This window comes from Albidovulum salinarum, from assembly GCF_025673475.1.
Taxonomy (GTDB): Bacteria; Pseudomonadota; Alphaproteobacteria; order Rhodobacterales; family Rhodobacteraceae; genus Albidovulum; species Albidovulum salinarum.
In genome coordinates this window covers 37,969-64,694 of record NZ_JAOVQO010000013.1, presented here as the reverse complement: position 1 = coordinate 64,694, position 26,726 = coordinate 37,969, and the positions used below count along the sequence as shown (strand labels likewise).

The following is a 26,726-nucleotide window of genomic DNA, read 5'->3' as shown; positions in this document are numbered from 1 at the left end:
CCCGGCTAGACGGAAGGATCGACCAATGAACCGATTTACAGTTCTCTACGCAGCCATGATATTTGCCAGCCCCGTATCGGCCAGTGCGCAAAGCGGTTCGGAAAGTTCGGAACTGCTGGCGGAGTTTCCAGATTGCCCGGCACGCATAAGAGTGCTTGGGGAGCCGCCCGGAGATCCAATTGAATGCCTTTGTACCCCGGAAATTCGAACAACAGAGGGCACCGTGAAATTATATGGAAGTGGCCCATACGATTCCGTCAGCAACATCTGCATCGCCGCGGTTCACGCAGGAGTTACAACGCTCGAAGGCGGACCTGTGCGCGTAATTCCCAGACCGCCACAATCGAGTTTCAAGGGTACGCTGGCCAACGGCGTTTACAGCGAGGATTGGGGATCCAGCAAGTTTAACACCTTCGATGTCGAGCCTGTAAAAAATTAGGCGCGGCCATGCGGGGGCTGGATATCCTGTCACGCCTTCCCCGATGCACGACAAGGTCAGTTGTCCAAATCGAACTGGCACGGAATTCACGGTGGCTTTGTCCCGCCCGGCGCTCCAACCCCATATTGTTGGTTGTCCGTTTCCTTCAGTCCGGTGCCGGGCGAACGCGCCCTGTTGGGCAGGGCTCAGCCGATCCCTTCGACGAGAACGAGATTTGCCTCTGCCGAGGCCAGCCGGTGCTTCTTGAGGCGGCGGTAGTCCGGATCCGCGTACCATGCGCGTGCCCGCGCCGTGTCCGGAAAGGCCATGACGACGGTGCGCGGCAGCGCCCATGTCCCTTCCAGAACCTCGGTTCCCGCCCGCGACGTCACCAGGAGCTTGCCGCCGTGTCGCTCAAAGACCGGCAGGAATCCGTCGAGGTACTTCTGGTATTCCTCCGGGTCGCGGATGTCGATCTGCGCGATCATGTAGGTGCTCATGGCCGATCCTCCTCTTCGTCGGCTTCACTATAGGCCGGTCTTGCCGCCGCCGACCGGGGTGATTTCGCATCGCGGACATGCAACAATGCATGGCGATGCAATGGGACGATCTCCGCTTCTTTCTGACCGTCGCGCACGCGGCCTCGTTCTCCGCCGCCGCGAAGGAACTCGGGGTGAACCAGTCGACGGTGTCGCGGCGGCTGGCCGCTCTTGAGCGCCGGCTCGGCACGCTCCTCGTGACACGCCATGCAACCGGGCATCTCCTGACCCCGGAGGGCAGCGATCTCGCGCAGGCTGCGGAGCCGATCGCGGCGGAGATCGGTGCCGTCCTGCGCCAGGTCGAAGGGCGTGACGCGCAGCTTGGCGGCGTTCTGCGCGTGACCTGCGTCGAGATGATGATCGACCGCTTCCTCGCGCCGCATTTCGCCCGCTTCTGCCGCGAGCATCCAGGGCTTGCCCTCACCCTGCAGACGTCGATGCGGCCGCTCGACCTGATGCGCAGCGAAGCCGACGTGGCGATCCGGGTGTCCGAGAGCCCGCCACCGCCCCTCGTCGGGCGCCGGCTGTGTGACTTCGCCCTCGCCGTCTACGGCGCGACGACGTGGCGGACGCGCGCGCCCGATCTTTCGCAACCTGACCGGCTCGACTGGATCGGCTGGGCCGATGACGCGGTCAACGCGCGGGTGATCCTCGACGCCTTTCCGGCAGCGCGGATCGCGCACGAGGTCGATGGCCTCGTGGCGCTGAGCGCGATGGTGCGCGAGGGGGCGGGGATTTCGGTGCTGCCCTGCTACTGGGCGGATCGCGATCCCGGTCTCGCTCGCCTTTCTGACGCCTTCGTGCCGCGCGGAATCGGGATCTGGGTGCTGATGCATCCCGAGGTGCGCCACGCCGCGCGGGTTCGCGCCTTCGTCGACATGATGACGAAGGTGCTGCTCGCCAACCGCGCCGCGTTCGAGGGGCAGTGCGGTCGCGATTCCAGGCAATCCGGCTGAGCCCGGACTGTCTTCCGGCTGGCGGTTCCCGAGTCTCACGGGAGTATGCTATTGAGAAGCATTTGCAATGAGTCTAGACTGCGAGACAGGAAGGGCTACGGCGGAGGGACCGATGTTGCGCTTCACCCTCGACCGGCGCGGATTTCTCGGCCGCCTGCTCATGACCGGCGGCGCGGGCGTGGTGCCTGTGGCGGCGGCGGCGACCCCGCATGATCACGGGGGCAACGCCACCGTTGGTGCCGTCGATCATGCCGCGAACGGATTCGATCCGCACGAGATCCTCACCGACTGGGAGACCGGCACGGTCGAAACCCTGCCCGACGGCCGTCGCCTGCGCCGGTTCGAGATCACCGCCGTCGACCGCGAGATCGAGATCGCGCCGGGTCTGATCTTCCCGGCCTGGACCTACAACGGCCGCGTGCCGGGTCCGACGCTGCGCGCGACCGAGGGAGAGCTGATTAGGATCGAGTTCATCAATTCCGGCTCGCATGTCCATACGATGCATTTCCACGGAATCCATTCGGCGCGGATGGACGGGGTGCCCGGCGCGGGCGAGGTCGCGCCCGGCGAAAGCTTCACCTACGAGTTCACCGCCCGACCGTACGGCTGCCATCTCTATCACTGCCATTCGCAGCCGCTGAAGCGCCACATCCACAAGGGGCTTTACGGCGCGTTCATCGTCGATCCCGATCCCGACCTGCATCCGGAGGCGCGCGCGGTGGCGGAGGGCAGGCTGCTCGGCCATCCCCGCAATGCCGAATGGCAGGAGATGGTGATCGTGATGAACGGCTTCGACATGAACTTCGACGACGAGAACGAGGTCTATGCCGCCAACTCGATCGCCTTCGCCTATCAGGACCGGCCGATCCCTGTCGAGCGAAGCCGCCCGGTCCGGATCTACCTCGTCAACGTGACCGAGTTCGATCCGATCAACTCGTTCCACATGCATGCGAACTTCTTCGATTATTACGACCATGGCACGACGCTGACGCCCACCCTGCGCACCATCGATACGGTGATGCTCTGCCAGGCGCAGCGCGGCATCATCGAGATGAGTTTCGCGGAGCACGAGCCGGGACTCTACATGTTCCACGCCCACCAGTCGGAATTCGCCGAACTCGGCTGGATGTCGCTTCTGGAGGTGTCCTGACATGCAAGGCCGCTGGACCCTGATCCTGCCATTCACCGTCGTCGCGCTGCTCGTTGCGGGCTTTCTGACGCTCCGGCCGTTCTCGAACCTCACCGCCGGGGTGCCGCCGATCGAGGATCTGACCTTCGAATCCGTTCGACTCGACGAGACCGGGATTCACGCGCTGGTGCGTGCGGCGGGGTCGGAGCCCGTCGTGATCGCCCAAGTCCAGGTTGATGGCGCGTTCTGGCGGTTCACCCAGACCCCGGCAGGACCGGTTCCGCGTCTTGGCCAGGTGGCGCTCGACATTCCCTATCCGTGGGTCGATGGCGAGGCCCATCTCGTCACGCTCCTGACCCGGGCCGGCGCCGCGTTCGAGCACGAGATCGCGGTAGCCGTCAGCACCGCCCCGCTGGCCGGGCCTGGGGTGTTGAGCCTGATCGGGGTCGGGCTGTTCGTCGGGTTTGTGCCGGTCCTCGTGGGCTACGGCTTCGTACCCGCCCTGCGCGCATTCGGGGGCGCCGGGCTGGATTTCGCGCTCGCGCTCACCTTGGCGCTGCTCGCCTTCCTGCTGATCGACACCTGGTCGGAAGCATCCGAGCTTGCCGCCGAAGCGCCCGCCGCGCTCAACCCGGTGCCGGCGATCTGGACGGCGGCCCTTCTGACCTGCCTTGGGCTGCTCGCGCTCGGCCGGCGGTCGGGCCGCGCGCCCGAAGGTATCGAACTCGCTTTCTTCATCGCGCTCGGTATCGGCGTGCACAATCTCGGCGAGGGAATCGCGATCGGCGCCTCTGTTGCGGTGGGCGAGGTGGCGCTCGCCTCCTTCCTCGTCCTCGGCTTCTTCGTGCACAATGTCTCGGAAGGCATCGCCATCGCCGCGCCGGTTGCCGGCCGGACCTGGCGCTGGCCGCTGCTTCTCGGTCTCGCGCTGCTTGCCGGCGGGCCGGCGGCGATCGGCACGCTCGCCGGGGTCTTCGCCTTTACGCCGTTCCGCGCCGCGCTCGCGCTCGCGGTCGGCGCGGGGGCGATCGCGCAGGTGATGTTCGAGATCGCGCGCCTGATGCTGAAACCAGCCGCGGCGGCCACCGGCGAACGGGGGTGGCGCGCGCCGGCCGCGCTCTACGGCTTCGGCGCGGGGCTTGCGGTCATGTATCTCACCTCGATTCTCGTTGCCGCCTGACACCACCTCGCGGGGTTGCGGCAATATCCCGCTGGCCTTGCGCCCGGCGGATCGCTAGAAAGCGCCGACATTGCGCAGAGGCCCGAGATGACCGACCACATCCGCCCGCAGCTGGGGATCATGGATATCGCCCTTTACGAGGGCGGCGCGGCGCATGTGGCCGGGGTCACCGATGCGGTAAAGCTTTCGTCGAACGAAAACCCCTTCGGTCCGTCGGACAAGGCCAGGGAGGCGTTTCAGCGCGCTGTCCACAAGCTCCACCGCTACCCGAACACCGACCACGCGAGCCTGCGGCGCGCGATCGGCGAGACCCACGGCCTCGACCCGGCGCGGATCATCTGCGGCGTCGGTTCGGACGAGATCATCCACTTCCTCTGCCAGGCCTATGCCGGGCCGAAGGACGAGGTTGTCTTCACCGAGCACGGCTTCCTCATGTACCGGATCTCGGCGATGGCCGCCGGGGCGACGCCGGTTGCGGTGAAGGAACGGGATCGCACGACCGATGTCGACGCGATTCTCGCGGCCTGCAACCGCCGCACCAAGCTTGTCTTCATCGCCAACCCGAACAACCCGACGGGCACTATGATCGGCCTGCCCGAGATCGAGCGGCTCGCCAATGGCCTGCCGAAACAGGCGATCCTCGTTCTCGACGGCGCCTATGCGGAATATGTCGAGGGCTACGACGGCGGCGCGGCGCTGGCGACGGAGCGCGCGAACGTCGTCATGACGCGCACCTTCTCCAAGATCTACGGGCTCGGCGGGCTCAGGATCGGCTGGGGCTACGGTCCGCAGGCGATCATCGACGTGCTGAACCGGATCCGCGGCCCGTTCAACCTCTCGACCGCGCAGCTCGAGGCCGCAGAGGCCGCCGTGCGCGACCGCGACCACGTCGAGCGGTGCCGCGAGGAGAACACCCGGCTCCGCGCCTGGCTTGCCGAGGCGCTGGCCGAGAGGGGAGTTCCGTCGGATACCTCGACCGCGAACTTCGTCCTCGCCCGCTTCGCCAGCGAGGCCGAGGCGAGTGCCTGCGACGAGTTCCTGCAAACGCAGGGCCTGATCGTGCGCCGCGTCGCCGGTTACGGCCTGCCGCATTGCCTCAGGATCACCGTCGGCGACGAGGCCTCGTGCCGCCGCGTCGCTCATGCGATCGGCCAGTTCAAGGGGCAGAAATGAGCGCCCCGATCTATGACCGCGTCGCCCTGATCGGGCTTGGCCTCATCGCCTCGTCGATGGGTCACGCGATGAAGAAATGGGGCCTCGCGAGGAGCATCGCCGGCCACGCCAAGACCGAGGCGACGCGCGCCGCCGCACTGGAGCTTGGCTTTTGCGACGAGGTCTTCGCGACCGCCGCCGAAGCGGCCGACGGTGCCGATCTCGTGGTCCTGGCGGTGCCTGTCGGCGCGATGGGCGCGGTGGCGGCCGAGATCGGCCCGCATCTGAAGCTGGGCGCCACGGTCACCGATGTCGGTTCGGTGAAGCAGGCGGTGATCGAGGCGGTCGCGCCGCACCTGCGGGCTGGCATCGAGTTCATTCCCGGCCACCCGCTCGCCGGGACCGAGCATTCCGGCCCGCGGTCGGGATTCGCGACGCTGTTCCAGAACCGCTGGTGCCTGATCATCCCCGGCGAGGCCTCGCCCGAGGCGGTCGCGCGACTCCGCGCGCTCTGGGAAGGGATGGGCTCGAATGTCGAGGAGATGGATGCGGCCCACCACGACCTCGTTCTGGCCGTGACCAGCCACACGCCGCATCTCATCGCCTACACGATGGTCGGCGTGGCCGACCACCTGCGGCGCGTCACCGAAAGCGAGATCATTAAGTATTCCGCCGCCGGTTTCCGGGATTTCACCCGCATCGCGGCCTCCGATCCGACGATGTGGCGCGACGTGTTCCTCACCAACAAGGAAGCGACGCTCGACATTCTCGGCCGCTTCACCGAGGAGCTGTTCATGCTCCAGCGCGCGATCCGGATGGGCGACGGAGAGGAACTGTTCGACTATTTCACCCGCACCCGCGCGATCCGCCGCGGCATCATCGAGGCTGGCCAGGATACCGCCGCCCCGGATTTCGGCCGGACAAAGGTGGACGAGAAATGACACGCACCGAACTCCGCGGCCGCGGCGCGATTGCTGCCGTGATCTGCCTTGTCGCCTCTGCCGCGCTCGCCAATCCGCCGGCGCAATCGCCGCGCCCCGAGGCCCGGCCCGGGGCGTCCGCGCGGCCAGCGGTCATGGTCGTCTCGGTCAGCGACTTCGCGCCGGTGTCGTCGGAGCGCCCTGAGAAACGTCCCCGCGGGCTCGCAACCGACCTGCAGGTCGAGAAGGTGGTGTTCCGCAGCCAGCCCGCGCCCGAGGCCACGATCGGCCGCAAGGGCGCGCTTTGTGGCGATCCCGCACTCAAGGGCAAGACGATCCCGCCGATCCTCTCGAAGGTCAAGGGCTGCGGGCTGGAGGAGGGCGTGAGTCTGGTTTCGGTCGCGGGCGTCGCGCTCAGCCAGCCGGCCTCGGTCGACTGCGCGACCGCGTCGGCGCTGAAAACCTGGGTCGAGACGGGCGTGAAGCCGGCGCTCGAGGGAACCGGCGGCGGCGTCGCGGCGCTGCAGGTCGCGGGCAGCTACACCTGCCGGGGCCGCAACAACCAGAAGGGCGCGAGGGTCTCCGAACACGGGCGCGGCCGGGCGGTCGACATCTCGGCGATCCTGCTGGCCGACGGCACCGCGATCACGGTCGAGAACGGCTGGGGATCGAAACGCTACGGCAAGGTGCTGGCCTCGATGCGCCGCTCCGCCTGCGGGCCGTTCAATACCGTGCTCGGGCCGGGATCGGACCGCCACCACCACGATCACCTGCATCTCGATACCGCGCGCGGCCGCGGGCCTTACTGCCGTTGAGCTAGAACCGCGGCGCGGCGCCGAGCGGGATCGGCCCGAGGCTCATCCGGCCCTTGCTGAAGGTGAGCGGCAGGTTCAGCGTCTCGGCGTCGCCACCGGCGAGCGCCAGTTGCTCGAACGCGCTTTCCACCGTGGGCGCCAGCTCCTCCCGGATCAGGCCGAGCTTGGTGAGAAGCGGCAGCGCCGCGCGCCAGTTCCGGATCGCGAGGTCGATGCGGCCATCGGGCGTACCGTCGGCGCGACGTTCGACCCCGCCCTGCCCGGTGACCTGGAGCGGTCCCCAGACGAGTTCGACCGACCGGATGTCTGCACCCATGAGAGCGATACTCTCGGCCGGTGCGAAGCGGTCGAGCGGCCGGTCGAGCCGGAGCACCGCGTCGAGCCGGGCATGCTCACCCTTGGCCGGCAGTGACCCGGTGGCTTCGATCAGGCGGACCGGCAGACCGGAAAGCGACAGGCCGAAAAGCTCGATGCCGAGTTCCTGCTCGGTCTCTGTCGCGCCGCGCCGCACCGCGAGCCGCGCCTCGGTCGCGCCAGCACCCCAGCCGTGATCGGAAGTCAGGGACATCCCGGTGCCAACCGTCTGCGCGCGCAAGAGCGGCAGATCGGTCGCGATCCCGAATATCGCGCTGGCCTTGAGGTCGTCGGAGGTGAGCGTCAATGCCTCGCGGTCAATGCGGATGTCCTGCGTCGCCGGCAAGAGCGCGACGATATGGTGCGGCTTGTAGGACAGGGCGTGGAGATTGATCTCGGGCGCCGACCAGTGCAGGCGCCCGTCGGCGCTCGTGAGCTGCGGGGTGCTCACGGTGAGATCGAAACGCGACGGGAAACCGGAGAGATCGACCGCGCCGAAATCGGCGAGCCCCTCCGCGCGAAGTTCGGCAAGGGCCGCCTCGGTCCCGTCGAGAAGCGCGCGCGACCCGACGACCCAGTAGCCGCCGTAGAAAGCGGCGAAGGCCGCCACCAGCCAGAGCACCACGCGCATGAGGGGGCCTTTCCTGATCGTTCCGGATGCTGTTTATAAGGGGGCGGGGGCAAGAACCAGAAGGTGGGCATGAATTCTTTGTGGGTCTTCGGCTACGGCTCGCTCATGTGGGAGCCGGGCTTCGCGTATCAGGACCGAACCCTCGCCCGGCTCGAAGGCTGGCACCGGTCGTTCTGCATGCGCTCGATCCATCATCGCGGCACCTCGGACCATCCCGGCCTCGTCCTCGCGCTCGACGCCGCCGAAGGGGCCTGTTGCAATGGCGTTGCCTATTCGGTCGAGACGGAGCGGGCCGCCGAAACCCTCGGCTACCTGCGCGAGCGCGAGCTGATCTCTTCGGCCTATCTCGAAACGACGCTCTCGATCGCGCTACGTGACGGCCGTGCCGTGGAGGCGGTGACCTATGTGATCGACCCCGACCACGTCCAGTACTGTGGCGGCCTCGGGCTCGAGGAGCAGGCCGGCATCATCGCGACGGCGCGGGGCGGGCGCGGGCCGAACACCGAATACCTCTGGAACACCGCCGAACACCTGCACGAGCTCGGCATCGCCGACCCCGATCTCGACTGGCTTTCGGAGCGGGTGCGGGCGCTGACGGCTGACGCCTCCTCTAACGGCTTGTGAGCCGCGACGGCCCCGCCTATTGTCCAAGAAAGTCAAAGGACAGGGGTCGCGATCCTGATGGCAAGATCCATGCGCTCGGCCGAGCCGCTTTTTTCCCAGCCGGTGCGCCAGATTGCGATGATGCTTCTGGTATCGGCCCTTGTCGGCGCGGGCGCCTACGTCGCCTATGGCCCGATCATATCGATCTTCAGCGCCAACCTCTGGCTGAACGGTCTGATCCTCGGGGTCTTCGTCTTCGGCGTGCTGACCTGCTTCTGGCAGGTCGCCCAGCTCGTGCGGTCGGTGAGTTGGATCGAGGGTTTCGCGGCGCAGCAACCCGGTCACGAGATGACGATCGCGCCCAGCATGCTGGCGCCGCTCGCCGCGCTCTTGCGGTCCCGCGGCCGGCGCGGCGGCCAGATCTCCTCGACCTCGGCGAGCTCCATCCTCGAATCCGTGGCAACCCGGATCGACGAGGCGCGCGATATCACCCGCTACCTCACGAGCCTTCTGATCTTCCTCGGCCTCCTCGGCACGTTCTACGGCCTCGCCATCACCGTTCCCGCCGTGGTCGACACGATCCGCGCGCTGGCGCCGCAGGAAGGCGAGACCGGGATGCAGGTCTTCGACAAGCTCATGGGCGGGCTCGAAAAACAGCTCGGCGGCATGGGCACCGCCTTCTCCTCCTCACTCCTTGGTCTTGCCGGGTCGCTTGTCGTCGGGCTGCTCGAACTCTTCGCCAGCCACGGCCAGAACCGCTTTTACCGCGAGCTGGAGGAGTGGCTGACATCCTTCACCCGCCTGTCCTTCGCCGGTGGTGACAGCGATGCCGCGCCCGACGCTGACGCGGTGGCGGGTGTCCTCGATCACATGGCGGGGCAAGTGGAGTCGCTGCAGACGATCCTCCGGCAATCGGATGCCGGCCGCGCGGCGGTGAACGAGCGGCTCGAAAGCCTGATCGCGGCCGTGGGCAATCTGACCCAAAGGCTCGAGGCGGAGTCCGGCACTTCGGCGGTGCTCGCGCGTATCGCGGACGGGCAGGACCGCGTCGCGAGCCTGATCGAGCGCAACGGTCCGGTCGCTGCGGGGCAAGAGGGTGGCGATGACGCGGAAAGCCGGATGCGGTTGCGGTCCATCGACGTGCAGCTTCTGCGGCTGCTCGAGGAGGTAGCGGCCGGGCGGCAGGAAAGCATGGCCGATCTGCGCGGCGATCTGGCGCAACTCACGCGCGCCGTCCGCGCCCTGGCGCGGCCCGACGCGGTGCGGAAGGGCTAACGGATGGCACTCGCCAAGGGGCGCAACGGTCAGCGGTTCTCGGCCAATATCTGGCCGGGTTTCGTCGACGCGATGACCGCGCTCCTGATGGTGCTGATGTTCGTTCTGACGATCTTCATGATCGTCCAGTTCACCTTGCGCGAGACGATCGACACCCAGGGCGACGAACTCGCCGCGCTCAACGAGCAGGTCGCCGGCCTTGCCGATGCGTTGGGTCTTGAACGCGCCCGTTCGGCGGAACTCGAGGGCGAGGTGTCCGGCCTGAGCGCCGACATCGCGGCGGCCCAGGCTGCCGCCGACCGCCAGACGGCGCTGCTCTCCACGCTCACCGCCAAGCTCGAGGGGCAGGGGGCGGAACTCACCGCCGCGCAGGCGAAGGTCACGGCATTCGAGACACAGGTCGCCAGCCTGCTTGCCGAGCGCAACGCGGCCCGCACCAAGGCCGAAGCCATGACCGCGGAGCGCGACACGGCCCGCGGTGCGGCCGAAGCCTTGATCGCCGAGCGTGACGAACTGAAATCGGCGCAGGAGGCGCTGAACCTCGCGGTTGCGGCGGCGCGGGCCGAAGTTGACGAAAAGGCGGAGGCCGCGCGCCTTGCGGCGGCCCGGCGCTATGCGCTGGAGGCGCTTGTAAACGATCTGCGGGCGAAGCAGGAGTCAGCCGCCGAGCAGCTGAGCGAGGCGGAGGCCACGCGCCTCACGGAGGCCGCCGCCGCCGCCGCTCTGCGCGAGAAGCTGAAGGGGGCTGAGGACGAACTGACCGCGATGACGCTGGCGCTCGAGGAACAGCGCCGCCGCGCCGAGGAGACGCTGACGCTTCTGGCCGCTGCCCGCGCCGAACGGGAAGCGGCGGCCGGGCAGGCGGAGGAGACGCTGAGCGAGGCGGACCGCCAGAAGGCGCTGCTCGCGACCGCGAATGCGGCCCTGGCCGAGGAGCGTGCGGCATCGGCCGAAGCCGCGCGCAAGGTCGCGCTGCTGAACCAGCAGATCCTCGCGCTGCGCAGCCAGTTGGGCGGGCTGCAGAACCTTCTCGACGCTTCCGCGGCCCGCGATGCCGACGCGAAGGTACAGATCGAGGCGCTCGGGACCCGGCTGAACTCCGCACTCGCGCAGGTGGCGAGCGAGCAGCGCCGCCGCGCAGAGCTGGAGGAGGCCGAGCGCAAGCGCTTGGAGGCCGAGGCCGCGGCGCTGAAGGAGGAAACGAAGGAGCTTGCCCGCTACCGCTCGGAGTTCTTCGCGCGGCTTTCGCAGGTGCTCGCCGGACGCGAGGGCGTGCGCGTCGTCGGGGACCGGTTCGTCTTTTCCGCCGAAGTCCTGTTCGAACCCGGCTCGGCGGATCTCGCCGCCGAGGGGCGCAGTCAGATCGCCAATGTGGCGACCACGCTTCAGGAGCTTGCGGTTGCGATCCCGTCCGAAATCGATTGGGTAATCCGTGTCGACGGCCACACCGACAACCTGCCGCTCTCGGGCTTCGGCCGGTTCCGCGACAACTGGGAGCTCAGCCAGGGGCGGGCGCTTTCGGTGGTGCGCTTCTTGCAGGGCCAGCTTGGCTTCCCGCCGGAGCGCCTCGTCGCGGCGGGATTCGGTGAGTACCATCCGGTGGCCGAGGGCGACACGCCGGAGGCGCGGGCGCAGAACCGGCGGATCGAACTCAAGCTTACCGAACGGTGAGCGGGCCGGACGCGCCGGACCGGAGAGCGTGACCGATGAGCCTACTCGTCCAACCCCGGCTGATCAACGACCCATGCGGAGATCCCGGTCTCTATCTCGACTTCCGCTTCGGCCGCCGGGCGATGCTGTTCGATCTCGGCGACACCGCGCCGCTGTCGCCACGAGAACTCCTCCGGGTGTCGCATGTCTTTGTCAGTCACGCCCACATGGATCACATTGCCGGTCTCGAGCGGCTCTTGCGCCTGCGCCTGCACAGGCCGCTGCCGCTCCATCTCCTTGGGCCGGCCGGGTTCGTCGGCCAGATGGAAAGTCGGTTCGGCTCCTATACCTGGAACCTGCTTGACGAGACCTCGGTTGATTTCCGAGTCACCGTGCATGATTTTGAAGGCGGGCGGATCACCCGGGCCGCCGAGTTCTGTGCCCGCAGGCGTTTTCGCAGATGTGATGTGGCAGTGCCCGATCTGAGCACCGGCCTTGTGTTGAGCGAACGCGAATTCGAGATCCGCGCGGTCGCACTGGACCACGGCATCCCGTCGCTGGGGTTTGCATTCCGGCAGCGCCTTCGCGTGAATGTCTGGCGCAGCGCGCTCGATGAGTTGGGGCTTCCGGTCGGTCCGTGGATCGACATCGCCAAGCGGGCGCTGCGCGACGGATTGCCTGACCGCCACCGGATCGCGGTGCCCGGGGCCGGGGAGGTTCCGCTCGGCCTCCTGCGCGCGCGGGTGTTCCGGCGCGAGAAGGGGCAGCATTTCGCTTATGTGACCGACGCCGCCGATACCGCGGACAACCGCGCCCGCATCGTCGAGCTTGCCCGGGGCGCGGATCACCTCTTCATCGAAGCGGTCTTTCCCGAGGCCGACCGCTCCTTCGCGACCACGTCGCGCCACCTGACGGCGCGGGCGGCCGGAGAGATCGCGCGGGCGGCGGGCGTGGCCGGACTCACGCCGTTTCACCACTCCGCGCGCTATGCCGACGCCGCCGCGGCACTCGCGGCCGAGGCGCTGGCGGCCTATGCGACTGGCTAATCCGCCCGGAGCCTTTGCTCGGTCTGCCGCGCGGAAGATCGGGAAAACGCAGTCGTAGCCGACGGGGGCGCCCGTTTTCTTGTTCCGGCCGGGGCCGGCACAATCTTTCCGCCACACGGTCCAAACGAAACGCGGCCGGCACCGGGAAGGTGTCGGCCGCGTGTGTTCGTGTCAATCCAGGCTCAGTCCGCGGTCAGGAGCGGTGGCTTCGAGCCGGCAATCCGCGCCTTCTGCGGCTCCTCGATCTCGAGCACGATCGCGCCGTCGCGTACCTTCACATGAACGACGCCACCCTTCGTGAGTTTGCCGAACAGAAGCTCCTCGGCGAGCGGCTTCTTGATGTGTTCCTGGATCACGCGAGCAAGCGGACGGGCGCCCATCCGGTCGTCGTAGCCCTTCTCGGCGATCCAGTTGGCCGCTTCCGGGGTCAGCTCGATATGGACGTGGCGGTCCATCAGCTGCGCCTCGAGCTGCAGGACGAACTTGTCCACGACTTGCAGGATCACTTCGCGCGGCAGCGCCGAGAACGAGATGACCGCATCGAGCCGGTTGCGGAACTCGGGCGTGAACGTGCGTTCGATCGCGGCGGTGTCTTCGCCCTCGCGCCGGTCACGGCCGAAGCCGATCGCGGACTTGGCAAGCTCGGCCGCACCTGCGTTCGAGGTCATGATCAGCACGACGTTGCGGAAATCGACCTGCCGGCCGTTGTGGTCGGTGAGCTTGCCGTGGTCCATCACCTGCAGGAGGATGTTGAACACGTCCGGATGCGCCTTCTCGATCTCGTCGAGCAAGAGCACGCAATGCGGATGCTGGTCGACGCCGTCGGTCAGCAGCCCGCCCTGGTCGAAGCCGACATAGCCCGGCGGCGCGCCGATCAGCCGCGAGACGGCGTGCTTCTCCATGTACTCGGACATGTCGAAACGCAGAAGCTCGACGCCGAGCGTATCGGCGAGCTGCTTGGCGACCTCGGTCTTGCCGACGCCGGTCGGACCGGCGAAGAGGTAGTTGCCGATCGGTTTTTCCGGTTCGCGCAGGCCCGCACGAGCCAGCTTGATCGCGGAGGACAACGCCTCGATCGCCTTGTTCTGACCGAAGACGACGCGCTTGAGGGTCTTCTCGAGATCCTTGAGGATCTCGGCATCGTCCTTCGAGACGTTCTTCGGCGGGATCCGCGCGATCTTGGCGACGACGGCCTCGATCTCCTTCGGGCCGATCGTCTTGCGCCGCTTCGATTCCGCCACCAGGTGCTGCGCCGCGCCGGCCTCGTCGATCACGTCGATCGCCTTGTCCGGCAGCTTGCGGTCGTGGATGTAGCGCGCCGAGAGTTCGACCGCGGCCTTGATCGCATCATGCGTGTAACGCAGGTCGTGGTGCTTCTCGAAATAGGGCTTCAGCCCCATCAGAATCTTGACCGCATCCTCGACCGTCGGTTCGTTCACGTCGATCTTCTGGAACCGGCGGCTAAGCGCGCGGTCCTTCTCGAAATGCTGGCGGAACTCCTTGTAGGTGGTCGAGCCCATGCAGCGCAGCCGTCCGCCCTGGAGCGCGGGCTTGAGCAGGTTCGACGCGTCCATCGCCCCGCCTGAAGTCGCCCCGGCGCCGATCACGGTATGGATCTCGTCGATGAAGAGGATCGCGTCGGGATGGTCCTCGAGCTCCTTCACGACGGCCTTGAGCCGCTCCTCGAAATCTCCGCGATAACGAGTTCCGGCCAAGAGCGCGCCCATGTCGAGCGAGAAGATCGTGGCATGTTCGAGCACCTCGGGTGTCTCGCCGCGCGTGATCTTCAGCGCGAGGCCCTCGGCGATGGCGGTCTTGCCGACACCGGGCTCGCCCACCAGCAGGGGATTGTTCTTCCGCCGGCGGCACAGGACCTGGATGCAGCGCTCGATCTCCGCCTCGCGGCCGATGAGCGGGTCGACATCGCCTTTCTTGGATTTTGCGTTGAGGTCGATGCAGAACTTCGAGAGCGCCGATTCCTTGGCCTCTCCATCCGCCTGCGAGGTCGGATGGTCCTCCTGCTCCTGTGCGCCGGTGATCGGCCGGGTTTCCCCGAAGGACGGATCCTTGGCCACGCCATGAGCGATGAAATTCACTGCGTCGTAGCGGGTCATGTCCTGTTCCTGCAGGAAGTACGCGGCGTTCGATTCCCGTTCCGCGAAGATCGCGACGAGAACGTTGGCACCGGTGACCTCGGTCCGGCCCGAGGACTGGACATGGATCGCGGCCCGCTGAATGACCCTCTGGAACGCGGCCGTTGGCACGGCCTCCGACCCGTCCACATCGGTCACGAGCGTCGAAAGGTCGTCGTCGATGAATTCTACGAGCGTCTTGCGCAGTTCCTCGATGTCGACCGAGCAGGCGCGCATCACTTTTGCGGCGTCCGGCTCGTCGATCAGGGCGAGGAGCAGATGTTCGAGAGTTGCAAGTTCATGGCGCCGCGCATTGGCCAAGGCCAGCGCCGCGTGGATTGCCTGTTCGAGCGTGTTCGAAAATGACGGCACGTTCGTGCTCCTTTCCCATCCAGCAGGGTGGCCCGTGGGCCGGTACCTACTTTCGCCTCATACTATTAAAGTTCGGTGGAATTCGGGCGGCTTCAAGTGTTTTCTTGCCGATTTCGCCCAATGCTCGATCAGTGACGCAAAATTTGAACGATTTTCGGCCTTTCGTGACCGATTCGTGCCTAATCGGTTCGGAAATGTGACAGGTCAGAACCGGTCTTTGCGCGCGCGGATCTCGGCGAAGACCTCGGCGTCGCCCGCGCCCTGCATGCCGAGCGCGGTCTTCACCTCTGCAAGGCGTGCGCGCAGGAACGGGTTCGTCGCAAGCTCCTCGGCGAGGGTCGAGGGAACGGTCGCACGCCCTTTCGCACGCGCGGCGTCCACCGATTTCGCACGTGCCGCCAGCGCGGCGTTCCCCGGCTCGATCGTCAGGGCGAAGCGGGCATTCGACTGGGTGTATTCATGGCCCGAACAGACCAGTGTTTCCGGAGGCAGGGCCGCCAGCCTGCAGAGACTGTCCCACATCTGGTGAGCGGTGCCCTCGAAAAGCCGGCCACAGCCGAGCGCCATGAGGCTGTCCCCGGTAAAGACAATTCCCGAGTCTGCGAAATGGTAGGCGATATGGCCGATGGTATGGCCGGAAACGTCGATCACAGTGCCTCTGCACATTCCGATCCGAACGGTGTCGCCCGCGGTGACCGCCTCGTCCAGCGGTGGCAACCTATGGGCGTCGGCCGCGGCGCCGATGACGCGGGCGCCGGTCGCGGCGGCAAGGGAGGGGACGCCGTCGATGTGGTCGCCGTGGTGGTGGGTGATCAGGATGTGGCTAGCCCGCCAGCCCCGGGCGGACAGGGCGTTGAGGATCGGCGCTGCTTCTGGGACGTCCACGACGGCGGTCGCGCCGGTCGCGACATCATGGGCGAGGTAAGCGTAGTTGTCGCTCAGGCAGGGAACGGTGACGATTTCCAGGGGCATGGCGTTTCGTGTATGTTTCCGTATGCTTCCACTGACTTTTGCCGATGGAAGCGACGGGCGCAATGCATCTCGACGTTCTCGACCTGAGGAATTTCTACTACCGCACCCAGCTCGGGCGCGTCGCCCAGAAGGCCATTCGGGATCAGGTCGTCGATCTCTGGCCGCCTGCGAAGGGTCAGACGGTGGCCGGATTCGGATTCGCCGCACCCTTGCTGCGCCCCTATCTGGCCGAGGCGCGGCGCGTGGTCGGTCTGATGCCCGGACCGCAGGGCGTGATGCCCTGGCCCGCCGGGATGGAGAACGTCTCGGTCCTCTGCGAGGAGACGCAATGGCCGCTCGAGACGGGCATGGTCGATCGGCTCGTAGTGCTGCACGGCCTGGAGACGTCGGAAAATCCGACGGCGCTGCTTGACGAGTGCTGGCGCGTGCTCGGCCCGGGAGGCAGGGCGCTCTTCATCGTTCCGAACCGGTCCGGCCTCTGGTCGCGCTCGGACCGGACTCCGTTCGGTTATGGTCGCCCCTATTCGATGAGCCAGCTCGACGGCCAACTCCGCCGCCACAACTTCGCGGCCGAACGCCAGCAATCCGCGCTCTTCGCGCCACCAAGCTCGCGCCGCTTCTGGCTGCGCACCGCACCGATGTGGGAACGCTTCGGACACCGCGTGTCGTCGGTTCTGGCGGGCGGCGTGCTGATGCTCGAGGTTTCGAAACAGGTCCACGCGCCACAGCGCCCGGGCCTCGCGACCGCGGTACGGCGGCCGCTGAAAGTGCTCGAGGCGCTCCCCAAGCCGACGGCCGAGCCGGCGTGACTCGCGGCCAATGAAACAGGATTCTGTTTCGTATCCGTACTGTTAACGCCCAAACCCGCGCTGCGAAAAAGCAACATTTCCCGCCGTGTTTGGAGAATCTTCGGGAACTCTTTGAAAAGGCAGAAAAACCCTCGTCCCAATAAGTTCGTCAAGGCGGTTGCTAGGTCCGGACGGCTCTGCTACACCCGCGCCGAACTTCGGCCGTGCGCGTCCGCGCACGCCATAGGTGGCCTCTGACCTGACAATAAAAAAGAGGCGATGGGACAGAACAATCGGAAGGGTGGACGTGTCCGAACCAGCTTCGATTTCCGCAGGGATCGCCGGTCGCTATGCGACGGCCGTGTTTGAACTCGCCAAGGAGGCCAATGGCCTCAAGGCGCTCGAGGGGGATGTGGACGCGCTCGGCGCCGCGCTGGCGGAAAGCGCGGATCTGCGGACGCTGATCGCCTCCCCGGTCTATTCGCGCGAGGAGCAGGCCAAATCGGTCGGTGCGCTTGCTGCGAAGATGGGGCTCTCCGCGACGCTCGCCAATACGCTCGGCCTGATGGCTTCGAGCCGCCGGCTCTTCGTGCTGCCGCAACTCCTGACGGCCCTGCGCGACATGATCGCGGAGGAGAAGGGCGAAGTGACCGCCGAGGTTACCGCCGCCGCCGCGTTGACCAAGACGCAGGCCGAGAAGCTCGCCGCGTCGCTCAAGAAGACAGTCGGCAAGACCGTCAAGCTCGACACCACCGTCGATGAAAGCCTCATCGGCGGCCTTATCGTCAAAGTGGGCTCGAAGATGATCGACACCTCGATCCGCTCGAAGCTCGCTTCCCTGCAGAATGCTATGAAAGAGGTCGGATAATGGGAATCCAGGCAGCCGAGATCTCTGCGATCCTTAAGGAGCAGATCAAGAACTTCGGTCAGGAAGCAGCGGTGGCCGAAGTCGGCCGCGTGCTTTCGGTCGGTGACGGCATCGCGCGCGTCCACGGCCTCGACAACGTCCAGGCGGGCGAGATGGTCGAGTTCCCGGGCGGCATCCGCGGCATGGCGCTGAACCTCGAAGTCGACAACGTCGGCGTCGTTATCTTCGGCGACGATCGCTCGATCAAGGAAGGCGACACCGTCAAGCGCACGAAGTCCATCGTGGACGTGCCGGTCGGTGACGAGCTTCTCGGCCGCGTTGTCGACGGTCTCGGTAACCCGATCGACGGCAAGGGCCCGATCAACGCCAAGACCCGCTCGGTGGCCGACGTGAAGGCCCCCGGCATCATCCCGCGGAAATCGGTGCACGAGCCGATGGCGACCGGCCTCAAGTCGGTTGACGCGATGATCCCGATCGGCCGCGGCCAGCGCGAGCTGATCATCGGCGACCGCCAGACCGGCAAGACCGCCGTGGCGCTCGACGCGATCCTGAACCAGAAGACCTACAACGACGCCGCCGGCGACGACGAGTCGAAGAAGCTCTACTGCGTCTACGTCGCGATCGGCCAGAAGCGCTCGACCGTCGCCCAGCTCGTGAAGAAGCTGGAAGAGACCGGCGCCATCAACTACTCGATCGTCGTGGCCGCGACCGCCTCGGACCCCGCGCCGATGCAGTTCCTCGCGCCCTACTCGGCGACTGCCATCGCGGAATACTTCCGCGACAACGGCCGCCACGCGCTGATCATCTACGATGACCTCTCCAAGCAGGCCGTGGCCTATCGCCAGATGTCGCTGCTCCTTCGCCGCCCGCCCGGGCGCGAAGCCTATCCGGGCGACGTCTTCTACCTGCACTCGCGTCTCCTCGAGCGTTCGGCGAAGCTGAACGAAGATTTCGGCGCGGGTTCGCTGACGGCTCTGCCGGTCATCGAAACCCAGGGCGGCGACGTGTCGGCCTTCATTCCGACCAACGTGATCTCGATCACCGACGGCCAGATCTTCCTCGAGACGGAACTCTTCTACCAGGGCATCCGCCCGGCCGTGAACACCGGTCTGTCGGTGTCGCGTGTGGGCTCCTCGGCCCAGACCAACGCGATGAAGTCGGTCGCCGGCCCGGTGAAGCTGGAACTGGCGCAGTACCGCGAAATGGCGGCCTTCGCGCAGTTCGGCTCCGACCTCGACGCCGCGACGCAGAAGCTCCTGAACCGGGGCGCGCGCCTGACCGAGCTGATGAAGCAGCCGCAGTACTCGCCGCTGACCAACGCGGAAATCGTCTGCGTCATCTTCGCCGGCACCAAGGGCTTCCTCGACAAGCTTCCCGTCAAGGATGTCGGTCGGTTCGAGGCGGACCTGCTCAAGTACCTGCGCACCAATCGCAAGGACCTTCTGGACTGGATCACCAAGGAAGACCCGAAGATCAAGGGTGAAGCCGAGGACAAGATCCGGGCCGCGATCGCCGAGTTCGCCAAGACCTTCGCTTAAGCGAGGGGAGGGACAGGGATATGCCCAGCCTTAAGGACCTTAAGAACCGGATCGGAAGCGTCAAGTCGACGCGGAAGATCACCAAGGCCATGCAGATGGTCGCGGCGGCCAAGCTCCGCCGCGCCCAGGAGGCCGCCGAAGCCGCCCGGCCCTATGCCGAGCGGATGAACGCGGTCATGTCTTCGCTCGCCGCGTCGGTCGGCGGGTCCGATGCGGCGCCGCGGCTTCTGGCCGGGACCGGTGCCGATCAGACCCACCTTCTGGTCGTGATGACGGCCGAGCGGGGCCTCTGCGGCGGTTTCAACTCGACCATCGTGCGGCTTGCCCGCACGAAGGCGAACGACCTTCTGAAGCAGGGCAAGACGGTGAAGATCCTGACCGTCGGCAAGAAGGGCCGCGAGCAGCTGAAGCGCGATTTCGCGAAGTATTTCGTCGCGCATATCGATCTCTCCGACGTCAAGAAGATGGGTTACGACAATGCGCAAGGCATTGCGCGTGACCTGATCCACCGCTTCGACCACGGCGAGTTCGACGTCGCGACGATCTTCTTCAACCGCTTCCAGTCGGTGATCTCCCAGGTCCCGACCGAACAGCAGGTGATCCCGGCGAAGTTCGACGCGGACGCGGAGGAAGGCGCCTCGACGCTCTACGACTACGAGCCCTCGGAGGAGGAGATCCTCGCCGACCTCTTGCCGCGCGGGGTGGCCACGCAGGTCTTCACCGCGCTTCTGGAGAACGCGGCCTCGGAGCAGGGCGCGCGGATGACCGCGATGGACAACGCCACCCGCAACGCCGGCGACATGATCGACCGGCTGACCATCGAGTACAACCGCTCGCGTCAGGCCGCGATCACCAAGGAACTCATCGAAATCATTTCGGGCGCCGAGGCGCTCTGACGAAACCGGAGAAACTAGATGGCAAAAGCACCGAAAGCAGCTGCCGCAGCGGGCCGGGTGACGCAGGTCATCGGCGCCGTCGTGGACGTACAGTTCGACGATCAACTCCCGGCGATTCTGAACGCGCTCGAAACCGACAACAACGGCAAGCGTCTGGTTCTCGAGGTTGCCCAGCACCTCGGCGAGAACACGGTCCGCACCGTCGCCATGGACGCGACCGAGGGCCTCGTGCGCGGCGCTGCCGTGACCGACCTCGGCGAGCCGATCTCGGTTCCGGTCGGCAACCCGACGCTCGGCCGCATCCTCAACGTCATCGGTGAGCCGGTCGACGAAAAGGGCCCGGTCAAGGCCAAGGAAACCCGTCCGATCCACCAGCCGGCCCCGGCCTTCTCGGAACAGTCGACCTCGTCGGAGATCCTCGTCACCGGCATCAAGGTCATCGACCTTCTCGCCCCGTACTCGAAGGGTGGCAAGATCGGCCTCTTTGGCGGCGCCGGCGTGGGCAAGACGGTTCTGATCATGGAACTGATCAACAACATCGCCAAGGTGCACTCGGGCTTCTCGGTCTTCGCCGGTGTCGGCGAGCGGACCCGCGAGGGCAACGACCTCTATCACGAGATGATCGAGTCGGGCGTTATCGTTCCGGACGATCTGGAGAAGTCCAAAGTGGCCCTTGTCTACGGTCAGATGAACGAGCCGCCGGGAGCCCGGATGCGCGTCGCCCTCTCGGGCCTGACGCTGGCCGAGCAGTTCCGCGACCAGTCGGGCACGGACGTTCTCTTCTTCGTCGACAACATCTTCCGCTTCACCCAGGCGGGTTCGGAAGTGTCCGCACTTCTCGGCCGTATTCCTTCGGCCGTGGGCTACCAGCCGACGCTCGCCACCGACATGGGCGCGATGCAGGAACGCATCACCTCGACCAAGGCGGGCTCGATCACCTCGGTGCAGGCCATCTACGTTCCGGCCGACGACCTTACCGACCCGGCGCCGGCGACCTCGTTCGCTCACCTCGACGCCACCACGGTTCTGTCGCGCGCCATCTCGGAACTCGGCATCTACCCGGCCGTTGACCCGCTCGACTCCACGAGCCGGATCCTCGACCCGGCCGTTGTCGGCGAAGAGCACTACAACGTCGCCCGCGATGTCCAGGGTATCCTCCAGCGCTACAAGTCGCTGCAGGACATCATCGCCATCCTCGGCATGGACGAACTGTCGGAAGAGGACAAGCTGACCGTGGCCCGCGCCCGGAAGATCCAGCGTTTCCTCAGCCAGCCCTTCGACGTGGCGAAGGTCTTCACCGGTTCGGACGGCGTCCAGGTGCCGCTCGACAAGACGATCGCCTCGTTCAAGGCCGTCGTTGCCGGCGAGTACGACCACCTGCCGGAAGCCGCCTTCTACATGGTCGGCGACATCGACGAAGTGAAAGCCAAGGCGCAGCGTCTGGCCGCGGAAGCGGCGTAAGGGGGCGAGATGGCCGATACGATGCAGTTCGACCTCGTCAGCCCTGAACGGCGGCTTGCCTCCGTTCAGGCCCGCGAGGTTCGCATTCCGGGCGCCGATGGCGACCTGACGGCAATGCCCGACCATTCGCCGCTGATCACGACGCTGCGTCCCGGCATTCTCACTGTCGTCACCGCCGAAGGCATGAACGACTATGCCGTCATCGGCGGCTTCGCCGAGATTTCGGCAGCGGGCGCCTCGGTTCTGGCCGAGCGTGCGATGCCGAAAGCCGAGGTGAAGGCGTCCGACATGGACGCGCTCATTGCAGATGCGACGGCCGAGGTCGCCGAGGCCCCGGCCGAGGGCAAGGACGCCGCGAACAAGCTCGTTGCGGACCTTCAGGCCCTGAAGGCCGCGCTCGGGCTCTGAGCCTCAGATATGCGACGCGATCATCCGGGCGGCCTTCGGGCCGCCCGTTGCTTTTCGTGGACGGCCGATGAATTATCGAGACACAATCTCAACCGGATCTATGTGTCCGTGTCAGAACCAATTTACCAATTGTCTACCAGCATCCACTAGCTACGGTGGTGCTAAATCGGGGACTTAGATGTTGCGACTGAAGAGTCATTTGATTGGGGTCGAACGCGGCTCCGTTCTGTTGTTTTCGGATTTCGAAGAAGGCGGGCAGATGTGGACCGGAAACGGTGCGCGCGAGACGCGCCGCCAGGTCGGGTTTTCCGAGCGATTCCAGTCAATGCCGGTCGTTCAAATCTCGATGTCCATGTGGGACATGGACCAGATGACGAACCCACGCGCAGATATTTCGACGGGCCAGATAAAGCCCGATGGATTCGAGATCATTTTCCGCACCTGGGGGGACACGCGGATCGCCCGGATTCGCGCCGACTGGCTCGCGATCGGCGAGCTTCCCGATCCTGACGCGTGGGACGTGACCTGACGCGCTGAGGCGCGACTTCGCGCGGTCTTCGAGCGGCTTCCGGTCAGCCGCGCGAATACATGCCCTCGTAGATCGGCCCCAGCGTCTCCGCGTCGAAGAGCGAGGAAACCGAGGTTCCCGACCAGATGTTCATGATCGCCTGAGCAAAGAGCGGCGCGGTCGGAACGATGCGGATGTTCTTGGCCTTGCGGACCGGTTCGGTCGGCTCGATGGAATCGGTGATGACAAGACTCTTCATCACGGAATTGGCAACCCGCTCGACCGCCGGTCCGGACAGCACGCCATGGGTGATGTAGGAATGGACCTCGCTCGCGCCGCCCTGGATGAGCACTTCGGCGGCCTTGCAGAGCGTGCCGGCGGTGTCGCAGATATCGTCGACGATGATGCAGGTCTGGCCCGCGACATCGCCGATCACGGTCATCTCGGCGACTTCGCCCGCCTTCACGCGCCGCTTGTCGACGATGGCCAGCCCGCAGCCGATCCGCTGGGCGAGTTCGCGGGCGCGCGCCACGCCGCCAACGTCCGGCGAGACCACGGTGATCTGGTCGAGCTTGCCCTTGAAGTGATGCTCGATGTCGAGCGCGAAGATCGGCGCGGCATAGAGGTTGTCCACCGGAATGTCGAAGAAGCCCTGGATCTGTGCGGCATGGAGATCCATCGTCAGCACCCGGTCGACTCCGGCCTCGGTCAGGAGGTTGGCGACGAGCTTCGCTGAAATCGGCGTCCGCGCCTTGGCGCGGCGGTCCTGGCGGGCATAGCCGAAATAGGGGATCACGGCGGTGATCCGGTCGGCCGAGGAGCGGCGCAGCGCGTCGGCCATGATCAGGAGTTCCATCAGGTTGTCGTTCGCCGGGTTCGACGTCGACTGGATGATGTACATGTCCTCGCCGCGGACGTTCTCGAAGACCTCGACGAAGATTTCCTGGTCGTTGAAGCGCTCGACCCGGGCATCGACGAGCCCGACGCTCATGCCCCGGTGCATCGACATCCGCCGGGCGATGGCGTTGGAGAGCGTGCGGTTCGAATTGCCGGCGATCAGCTTCGGTTCGGTCATGGAGGGCATGGCGGGTCCTTGTCGTTGGCCGCAAAACCGGGCCGGATGACGGATTCGTGACGTTGCACCCCGCTTACCACCGGGCTAGCTTCCCGGCAAACCCGAAGGAGTGCCGGATATGCCACAGATCGACTACTTCCTGTCCACGATCTCGCCCTTCACCTATCTGGCGGGCACCCGGCTCGAGGCGATCGCGACGAAGCACGGTGCGACGGTGACCTACAAGCCGGTCGACATCGGCGCGGTCTTTGCGAGGACCGGCGGGACGGCACTCAAGGACCGGCACGACAGCCGCAAGGAATACCGGCTGCAGGAGATCGCCCGGCAGGCGGCGAAGACGGGGATGAAGATCAACCTCCAGCCGATGTTCTGGCCGGCGAATGCCGCGCCCTCGTCCTACGCGATCATCGCGGCGCAGGCGGCAAAGGCAAAAGGCGCCGAGGGCGATCTCGGTGGCTTCGTCCAATCCATCCTCCGCGCCTGCTGGGCCGAGGAGCGCGATATTTCCGCCGACGAGGTGATCCGCGATCTCCTGACCATGGCCGGGTTCGAGCCCGATCTCGCCGACAAGGGAATGCTTCTCGGGGCCGAGACCTATGCCAACAACCTCGAAGAGGCGGTGAGCCGCGGCGTGTTCGGCTCGCCCTTCTACCTCGTCGACAGCGGCCAGCGGTTCTGGGGGCAGGACCGGCTCGACGACCTCGACCTGCACCTGTCCGGCAAGCTCTGATGCCGCTCGACGAGCGGGCAGGCCATCCGACCTTTTGGCAGAGTTTCGGCAAGGGTGCGCGGCCGGCGCTGGCGATCCACTGCTCGCTCGCCGCCTCCTCGGCCTGGGCGGGTGTCGCGTCGCGGCTTACCGATCGGGTCACGCTCACGGCCTTCGACCTGCCCGGCCACGGCAAATCGGCGGACTGGTCGGGCGAGGGCGATTTCCTGACGCTGGCCACGCGGATTGCCGCGAGTTTCGTCGAGGAACCGGTGGACCTCATCGGCCATTCCTACGGTGCGCTGGTCGCGATGCGGCTCGCGCGCGCGGCGCCGGAGGCGATCCGTACGCTGACGCTGATCGAGCCGGTTCTCTTCGCCGCCGCCAAGGGGTCCCCCGAATGGGAGGAGCATCTCGCCGCCGAGGGGCCGTTCCGCGCGGCTCTCGCGGCGGGCGACGACACCGGGGCGGCACGCGCCTTCATGCAGGTCTGGGGCGCCGGCGAGGACTGGGATCGGATGGAGCCCCGCGCCCGGGCGCGGATCGTGGAGAGGATCCGCCTGATCTGCGCGGGCGATCCCGCGACGCTCTCGGACAGCGCCGGTTTTCTGAAGCCAGACGCGCTCGAGCGCCTCGATATGCCGGTCTTGCTGATCCGGGGCGAGCAGTCGCCGCCGGTCATCGAGCGGATCGCGGAAAACATCGCGGCGCGGCTGCCCGATGTCGGCGTCGCCACCGTGCCGGGTGCGGGGCACATGGTGCCGATCACCCATCCCGACGAGACCGCCGGGCTGACCGGGGTCAATCTCGACCGCGGATGACCGAGAGAAAGGCGTCGATTTCCGTCTCTTGTGTCGCCCAGGAGCAGACGAACCGCGCCGCCAGCGGCTCGTCTTCCGGCCCCTCGGCCGAGGGGTCGACGGGCCAGAAATAGTAGTGCGCCCCGCGCTCCGTGAGCCGCCGGTGCAGGCGGCGCGGCAGGTAGGCGAAGACCATGTTCGCCTCGCGAGGATGGAGGAGCGAGGCTTCGGGCATCGCGGCGATCCCGGCGGCGAGGCGCTCGGCCCGGACATTGGCGCGGGCCGCGAGGCGGCGCCAAAGGTCGCCCGTCAGATAGGCCTCCATCTGGGCGGAGAGGAACCGGTGCTTGGAAAAAAGATGCCCGCCGCGCTTGCGGCGGAGCTCGAACTCCCAGGCTTTCGCGGGATCGAAGAGCACCACCGCCTCGACGCCCATGCAGCCGTTCTTGGTGCCGCCGAAGGACAGGACGTCGATCCCGGCCTTCCAGGTCATCTCTGCCGGGCTGCAATCCGCCGCGACGACGGCATTGGCAAAACGCGCGCCGTCCATGTGGACGGGCAGCGCATGGTCGCGGGCGATGGCGGTCAGGGCGGCGACCTCGGCGGGGCTGTAGACGGTGCCGGCCTCGGTGGTGTTGGTGATCGTGACCATGCCGCGCTGGTGGGAATGGACGAAGCCCTGCGGCGTCGCCTCGATGGCGGCTTTCAGTATGCCAGGCGTCAGCTTTCCGTCGGGCGCGGCGATGCGCACGATCTTGCCGCCGCCGATGTAGAACTCCGGCGCGCCGCATTCGTCGGTGTCGACATGCGCCGAGGCATGGGCATAGATGGCACCCCAGGGCGGGCAGTGGCAGGCGAGCGCCAGGGAGTTCGCCGCGGTTCCGGTGGCGACGAGATAGACCTCGGCCTCCGGCGCCTCGAAGGTCTCGCGGATGAGCGCCCGCACCCGCGCCATCGACGCGTCCGCGCCGTAGGAGGGCGCCGCGCCCGCGTTGACCGCGGTGACGGCGGCGAGGATCTCCGGCGCGGCGCTGGAGGCGTTGTCGGAGGCGAATTCCATTACAGGTCCTCGATGATGTGGTCTTCCCAGTCCTCTTCCGCGACCTCGAATTCCGGCAGGGTCCAGCCGCGCACCGACTCGTCGGCGCGGTGTACGCTTTCCGGGTCGCCGGAGATCAGCGGATGCCAGTCGAAGAGCGGCTTGCCCTCGTGCAGGAGCTTGTAGGCACAGGTCGAGGGCAGCCAGTAGGCGACCTTGTCGATCGTCTTCGGGGTCAGGACGACGCATTCGGGGACGAAGGTCTTGCGGTTCTCGTACTGCGTGCAGCGGCAGCTGTGGTCGTCGAGAAGGCGGCAGGAGATGCGGGTGAAGTAGATCTCGCCCGTATCGGCATCCTCGAGCTTGTTGAGGCAGCACTTGCCGCAGCCGTCGCAGAGCGCCTCCCATTCGGACGCGGTCAGCGTGTCGAGGGGGCGGTTCCAGAATCCGGGCCGGAGGGCTTCGCGAACGTTCGAGCTTTTCATGGCGCGC

The 26,726-nt window shown here is 66.6% G+C and carries 27 protein-coding genes; 20 read left to right on the top strand and 7 right to left on the bottom strand.

The features are described from left to right. The first annotated feature begins 25 nt into the window (after positions 1-25). Entirely contained in the window at positions 26-439 is a 414-nt protein-coding gene (locus tag OEZ60_RS14350) for an LCCL domain-containing protein (protein ID WP_263337572.1), read from the top strand. Positions 440-624: 185 nt separating this feature from the next. Here the strand turns inward: OEZ60_RS14350 and OEZ60_RS14345 are convergent, their stop codons facing one another. Then, on the bottom strand, positions 625-918 hold the full coding sequence (locus tag OEZ60_RS14345) for a DUF1330 domain-containing protein (protein WP_263337570.1): 294 nt from the start codon (positions 916-918) through the stop codon (positions 625-627). 89 nt (positions 919-1,007) lie between these two features. Here OEZ60_RS14345 and OEZ60_RS14340 point away from each other — a divergent pair, with 89 nt between their 5' ends. The 6 genes from OEZ60_RS14340 (at position 1,008) to OEZ60_RS14315 (ending at position 7,109) form a co-directional block, all read left to right on the top strand. After that, positions 1,008-1,913: a LysR family transcriptional regulator gene (locus OEZ60_RS14340; protein ID WP_263337568.1), complete on the top strand. Its 906-nt coding sequence runs from the start codon at positions 1,008-1,010 to the stop codon at positions 1,911-1,913. A 112-nt stretch (positions 1,914-2,025) separates the two neighbouring features. After that, positions 2,026-3,063, top strand: coding sequence for a multicopper oxidase domain-containing protein (locus OEZ60_RS14335; protein ID WP_263337566.1), 1,038 nt, complete (start codon positions 2,026-2,028; stop codon positions 3,061-3,063). 1 nt (position 3,064) lies between these two features. Beyond that, positions 3,065-4,222: a ZIP family metal transporter gene (locus OEZ60_RS14330; RefSeq protein ID WP_263337563.1), complete on the top strand. Its 1,158-nt coding sequence runs from the start codon at positions 3,065-3,067 to the stop codon at positions 4,220-4,222. Positions 4,223-4,309: 87 nt separating this feature from the next. Beyond that, positions 4,310-5,395 carry a histidinol-phosphate transaminase gene (hisC, locus tag OEZ60_RS14325; protein WP_263337562.1) on the top strand — a complete coding sequence of 362 codons (1,086 nt, stop codon included), beginning with the start codon at positions 4,310-4,312 and terminating at the stop codon, positions 5,393-5,395. Beyond that, positions 5,392-6,315 (top strand): prephenate/arogenate dehydrogenase family protein, encoded by a 924-nt coding sequence (locus OEZ60_RS14320; protein ID WP_263337560.1) that lies wholly within the window; start codon positions 5,392-5,394, stop codon positions 6,313-6,315. The genes hisC and OEZ60_RS14320 overlap by 4 nt, the downstream gene beginning before the upstream one ends. After that, complete coding sequence (locus OEZ60_RS14315) at positions 6,312-7,109, top strand: extensin-like domain-containing protein (RefSeq protein WP_263337557.1); 798 nt, start codon at positions 6,312-6,314, stop codon at positions 7,107-7,109. The genes OEZ60_RS14320 and OEZ60_RS14315 overlap by 4 nt, the downstream gene beginning before the upstream one ends. 1 nt (position 7,110) lies before the next feature. On the opposite strand, the gene OEZ60_RS14310 is transcribed toward OEZ60_RS14315, so the two are convergent. Further along, positions 7,111-8,094, bottom strand: coding sequence for a DUF2125 domain-containing protein (locus OEZ60_RS14310; protein ID WP_263337555.1), 984 nt, complete (start codon positions 8,092-8,094; stop codon positions 7,111-7,113). Between the two features lie 69 nt (positions 8,095-8,163). On the opposite strand from OEZ60_RS14310, the gene OEZ60_RS14305 reads away from it, so the two are divergent. The 4 genes from OEZ60_RS14305 to OEZ60_RS14290 are packed head-to-tail and all read left to right on the top strand — an operon-like array spanning position 8,164 to position 12,668. After that, positions 8,164-8,718, top strand: coding sequence for a gamma-glutamylcyclotransferase (locus tag OEZ60_RS14305; RefSeq protein WP_263337553.1), 555 nt, complete (start codon positions 8,164-8,166; stop codon positions 8,716-8,718). A 57-nt stretch (positions 8,719-8,775) separates the two neighbouring features. Next, positions 8,776-9,972: a biopolymer transporter ExbB gene (locus OEZ60_RS14300; RefSeq protein ID WP_263337552.1), complete on the top strand. Its 1,197-nt coding sequence runs from the start codon at positions 8,776-8,778 to the stop codon at positions 9,970-9,972. A 3-nt stretch (positions 9,973-9,975) separates the two neighbouring features. Next, positions 9,976-11,643, top strand: a complete 1,668-nt coding sequence (locus OEZ60_RS14295; RefSeq protein WP_263337549.1) for a peptidoglycan -binding protein — start codon at positions 9,976-9,978, stop codon at positions 11,641-11,643. A gap of 35 nt (positions 11,644-11,678) precedes the next feature. Further along, entirely contained in the window at positions 11,679-12,668 is a 990-nt protein-coding gene (locus tag OEZ60_RS14290) for an MBL fold metallo-hydrolase (RefSeq protein ID WP_263337547.1), read from the top strand. A gap of 182 nt (positions 12,669-12,850) precedes the next feature. Here the strand turns inward: OEZ60_RS14290 and clpA are convergent, their stop codons facing one another. Then, the gene (gene clpA / locus OEZ60_RS14285; protein ID WP_263337544.1) at positions 12,851-15,172 is read right to left on the bottom strand and encodes an ATP-dependent Clp protease ATP-binding subunit ClpA; all 2,322 of its coding nucleotides are present in this window, start codon (positions 15,170-15,172) and stop codon (positions 12,851-12,853) included. Between the two features lie 204 nt (positions 15,173-15,376). After that, positions 15,377-16,144: a hydroxyacylglutathione hydrolase gene (gloB, locus tag OEZ60_RS14280; RefSeq protein ID WP_263337541.1), complete on the bottom strand. Its 768-nt coding sequence runs from the start codon at positions 16,142-16,144 to the stop codon at positions 15,377-15,379. Between the two features lie 62 nt (positions 16,145-16,206). Between gloB and OEZ60_RS14275 the strand changes: the two genes are divergently transcribed. The 7 genes from OEZ60_RS14275 (at position 16,207) to OEZ60_RS14245 (ending at position 22,632) form a co-directional block, all read left to right on the top strand. Next, complete coding sequence (locus tag OEZ60_RS14275) at positions 16,207-16,953, top strand: class I SAM-dependent methyltransferase (protein ID WP_263337720.1); 747 nt, start codon at positions 16,207-16,209, stop codon at positions 16,951-16,953. Between the two features lie 286 nt (positions 16,954-17,239). Continuing rightward, a complete protein-coding gene (locus OEZ60_RS14270) occupies positions 17,240-17,800 on the top strand; it encodes a F0F1 ATP synthase subunit delta (protein ID WP_263337538.1) in 561 nt (186 codons plus the stop codon). After that, positions 17,800-19,338: a F0F1 ATP synthase subunit alpha gene (atpA, locus tag OEZ60_RS14265; RefSeq protein WP_263337536.1), complete on the top strand. Its 1,539-nt coding sequence runs from the start codon at positions 17,800-17,802 to the stop codon at positions 19,336-19,338. Before OEZ60_RS14270 ends, atpA begins: the two co-directional genes overlap by 1 nt. Before the next feature lie 20 nt (positions 19,339-19,358). Continuing rightward, positions 19,359-20,234 (top strand): F0F1 ATP synthase subunit gamma, encoded by an 876-nt coding sequence (locus OEZ60_RS14260; RefSeq protein WP_263337533.1) that lies wholly within the window; start codon positions 19,359-19,361, stop codon positions 20,232-20,234. An 18-nt stretch (positions 20,235-20,252) separates the two neighbouring features. Then, positions 20,253-21,695, top strand: coding sequence for a F0F1 ATP synthase subunit beta (gene atpD, locus OEZ60_RS14255; RefSeq protein WP_263337530.1), 1,443 nt, complete (start codon positions 20,253-20,255; stop codon positions 21,693-21,695). A 9-nt stretch (positions 21,696-21,704) separates the two neighbouring features. Continuing rightward, positions 21,705-22,103 (top strand): F0F1 ATP synthase subunit epsilon, encoded by a 399-nt coding sequence (locus OEZ60_RS14250; RefSeq protein WP_263337527.1) that lies wholly within the window; start codon positions 21,705-21,707, stop codon positions 22,101-22,103. A 178-nt stretch (positions 22,104-22,281) separates the two neighbouring features. Beyond that, on the top strand, positions 22,282-22,632 hold the full coding sequence (locus OEZ60_RS14245; protein WP_263337526.1) for an H-type lectin domain-containing protein: 351 nt from the start codon (positions 22,282-22,284) through the stop codon (positions 22,630-22,632). A 43-nt stretch (positions 22,633-22,675) separates the two neighbouring features. Here the strand turns inward: OEZ60_RS14245 and OEZ60_RS14240 are convergent, their stop codons facing one another. Continuing rightward, positions 22,676-23,695, bottom strand: coding sequence for a ribose-phosphate pyrophosphokinase (locus tag OEZ60_RS14240; RefSeq protein ID WP_290428665.1), 1,020 nt, complete (start codon positions 23,693-23,695; stop codon positions 22,676-22,678). 109 nt (positions 23,696-23,804) lie between these two features. Between OEZ60_RS14240 and OEZ60_RS14235 the strand changes: the two genes are divergently transcribed. After that, positions 23,805-24,416 carry a 2-hydroxychromene-2-carboxylate isomerase gene (locus OEZ60_RS14235; RefSeq protein WP_263337520.1) on the top strand — a complete coding sequence of 204 codons (612 nt, stop codon included), beginning with the start codon at positions 23,805-23,807 and terminating at the stop codon, positions 24,414-24,416. Next, on the top strand, positions 24,416-25,216 hold the full coding sequence (locus OEZ60_RS14230; protein ID WP_263337517.1) for an alpha/beta fold hydrolase: 801 nt from the start codon (positions 24,416-24,418) through the stop codon (positions 25,214-25,216). Before OEZ60_RS14235 ends, OEZ60_RS14230 begins: the two co-directional genes overlap by 1 nt. On the opposite strand, the gene OEZ60_RS14225 is transcribed toward OEZ60_RS14230, so the two are convergent. Together OEZ60_RS14225 and OEZ60_RS14220 are read right to left on the bottom strand one after the other, a co-directional pair. Further along, a complete protein-coding gene (locus OEZ60_RS14225) occupies positions 25,197-26,255 on the bottom strand; it encodes a threonine aldolase family protein (RefSeq protein ID WP_263337516.1) in 1,059 nt (352 codons plus the stop codon). The genes OEZ60_RS14230 and OEZ60_RS14225 overlap by 20 nt on opposite strands. Continuing rightward, a complete protein-coding gene (locus tag OEZ60_RS14220) occupies positions 26,255-26,719 on the bottom strand; it encodes a YcgN family cysteine cluster protein (RefSeq protein ID WP_263337514.1) in 465 nt (154 codons plus the stop codon). The genes OEZ60_RS14225 and OEZ60_RS14220 overlap by 1 nt, the downstream gene beginning before the upstream one ends. Positions 26,720-26,726: the final 7 nt, after the last annotated feature.